1 protein-coding gene is annotated in these 2,878 nt (G+C 60.5%); it reads right to left on the bottom strand.

Annotation, left to right across the window (positions count from 1 at the left end; all coding sequences use genetic code 11):
* Window positions 1–94 precede the first annotated feature (94 nt).
* On the bottom strand, window positions 95–2,749 hold the full coding sequence (gene gyrA, locus ACXRVY_RS22750) for a DNA gyrase subunit A (RefSeq protein WP_458238298.1): 2,655 nt from the start codon (window positions 2,747–2,749) through the stop codon (window positions 95–97).
* Window positions 2,750–2,878: the final 129 nt, after the last annotated feature.

Below are 2,878 nucleotides of genomic sequence, written 5' to 3'. Positions count from 1 at the left end.
GGCTCGCTCCCACAAGGGATCTCCAGTGGTGTCGATATTTCATTACGGACAAACAACAAGGGGGCGAATTTTCATCCGCCCCCTGCTTACCCGCTTATTCCTGTGGTTCTTCGTCAGCGGCGGCGTCGAGTTGCTGGTCTTCGGCAACGTCGTCAATCACGACCTCACCGACAAACCCTTCACCCTCTTCACCTTCCAGCTCTTCGCCCTCGACTTCCGACGGCTCCTGAACCCGCTCCAGCYCGACCAGTGTTTCGTCGTTGGCCAGTTTGATCAAGGTCACGCCCTGGGTGTTACGACCCAGGCTGGACACTTCGTCGACACGGGTGCGCACCAGGGTGCCCTGGTCGGAAATCAGCATGATTTCCTCGCCGTCGAGCACCTGCACCGCGCCGACCAGACGGCCGTTACGCTCGTTGCTGACCATGGCGATAACGCCCTGACCGCCACGCTTGTACTCAGGGAACTCGGTGATCGCCGTGCGCTTGCCGTAGCCACGCGCCGAAGCGGTGAGGATCTGGCTGCCTTCTTCCGGGATCAGCATGGAAATCAGCTTCTGGCCTTCCGGCAGACGCATGCCGCGCACACCGCGGGCGGTACGGCCCATGGCGCGAACGTCGGATTCCTTGAAGCGGGTAACCTTGCCGCCATCGGAGAACAGCATGACTTCACGCTCGCCATCGGTGATGGCCGCGGAAATCAGCACGTCGCCTTCGTCCAGCTCCAGCGCGATCAGGCCGACACTGCGTTGACGGCTGAAGGATTCCAGCGGGGTCTTCTTCACGGTGCCGTTGGCGGTGGCCATGAAGATGTAGTGACCTTCGGTGTATTCCTCGACGGGCAGCATGGTGGTGATGTATTCACCGTCATCCAGCGGCAGCAGGTTGACCAGCGGACGACCACGGGCAGCGCGGGACGCTTCAGGGATTTCGTAGGTTTTCAGCCAGTACACCTTGCCCTTGCTGGAGAACAGCAGCAGCGTGGTGTGGCTGTTGGCAACCAGCAGGTGAGCGATGTAGTCCTCATCCTTGACGCCGGTTGCCGACTTGCCTTTACCGCCACGACGCTGGGCCTGGTACGCAGCCAGCGGCTGGGTCTTGGCGTAGCCACCGTGGGAAATGGTCACGACGCGCTCTTCTTCCGGGATCATGTCACCCAGGGTCAGATCGAGACGAGCGTCGAGGATTTCGGTACGACGTACGTCGCCGTACTCGGCGCGAATCACTTCCAGCTCTTCGCGGATCACTTCCATCAGGCGCGTGGCGCTGTTGAGGATGCGGATCAGCTCGCCGATCTGGTTGAGGATCTCTTGATACTCGGCCAGCAGTTTTTCGTGCTCCAGACCGGTCAGGCGATGCAGACGCAGTTCCAGAATGGCTTGCGCCTGCTCTGGCGACAGGAAGTACTTGCCGTCGCGCAGACCGTATTGCGGATCGAGGTTTTCCGGACGRCACGAATCGGCGCCGGCACGTTCAACCATCGCCACCACGGCCGAGGATTCCCAAGGCGTGCTGATCAGCGCTTCCTTGGCTTCCGACGGCGTTGGCGACGCCTTGATCAGGGCGATGACCGGGTCGATGTTCGACAGGGCAACCGCTTGACCTTCAAGGATGTGGCCACGCTCGCGCGCCTTGCGCAGTTCGAACACGGTACGACGGGTGACGACTTCGCGACGGTGACGAACAAAGGCCTCCAGCAGATCCTTGAGATTCAGGATCCGCGGACGGCCGTCGATCAGCGCGACGATGTTGATACCGAACACCGCTTGCAGCTGGGTCTGGGCGTAGAGGTTGTTGAGGATGACCTCAGGCACTTCACCGCGACGCAACTCGATCACGACGCGCATACCGTCCTTGTCGGACTCGTCGCGCAGTTCAGTGATGCCTTCAAGCTTCTTCTCTTTTACCAGCTCGGCGATCTTCTCGATCAGACGCGCCTTGTTCAGCTGGTAAGGGAGTTCGGTGATGACGATCTGCTGACGGCCACCGACCTTGTCGATGTCTTCGATCATCGAGCGGGCGCGCATGTAAATGCGCCCGCGACCGGTGCGGTAGGCTTCGATGATGCCGGCGCGACCGTTGATGATCGCGGCGGTCGGGAAGTCCGGACCGGGGATGTATTGCATCAGCTCGTCGACAGTCAGCTCGGGATTGTCGATGAGCGCCAGGCAACCGTCGATGACTTCACCGAGGTTGTGCGGCGGAATGTTGGTCGCCATGCCCACGGCGATACCGCTGGAGCCGTTGACCAGCAGGTTGGGAATACGGGTCGGCATGACCGCCGGGATCATTTCGGTGCCGTCGTAGTTCGGCACCCAGTCCACGGTTTCTTTATGCAGGTCAGCCAGCAGCTCGTGCGCCAGCTTGGTCATGCGCACTTCGGTGTATCGCATGGCCGCGGCGTTATCGCCGTCCACCGAACCGAAGTTGCCCTGGCCGTCTACCAGCAGGTAGCGCAGGGAGAATGGCTGCGCCATCCGAACGATGGTGTCGTACACCGCGGTATCACCGTGCGGGTGATACTTACCGATCACGTCACCGACAACACGGGCAGATTTCTTGTACGGCTTGTTGAAGTCGTTGCCCAGCTCGCTCATCGCGAACAGCACGCGCCGGTGCACGGGCTTCAAGCCATCGCGCGCATCCGGCAGTGCCCGCCCGACAATTACGCTCATCGCGTAGTCGAGGTAGGACTGCTTCAGCTCGTCTTCGATATTGACCGGGAGGATTTCTTTGGCCAGTTCGCCCATGAGAAGCCTGATTCCTTTTTCTGGTGAAACCTCGTCACATCCATATGGGACGAACGAAGCTCGCCGATACAGGCTGAGTGCCATGCACCGACTTACGACAAATCAACGAGTTATGCCATGGATCTGCGC

The sequence above is a fragment of the Pseudomonas sp. P5_A2_2 genome, from assembly GCF_054177685.1.
The sequence above is the reverse complement of the archived record's forward strand: the minus strand, read 5'-3'. Positions and strand labels throughout refer to the sequence as shown.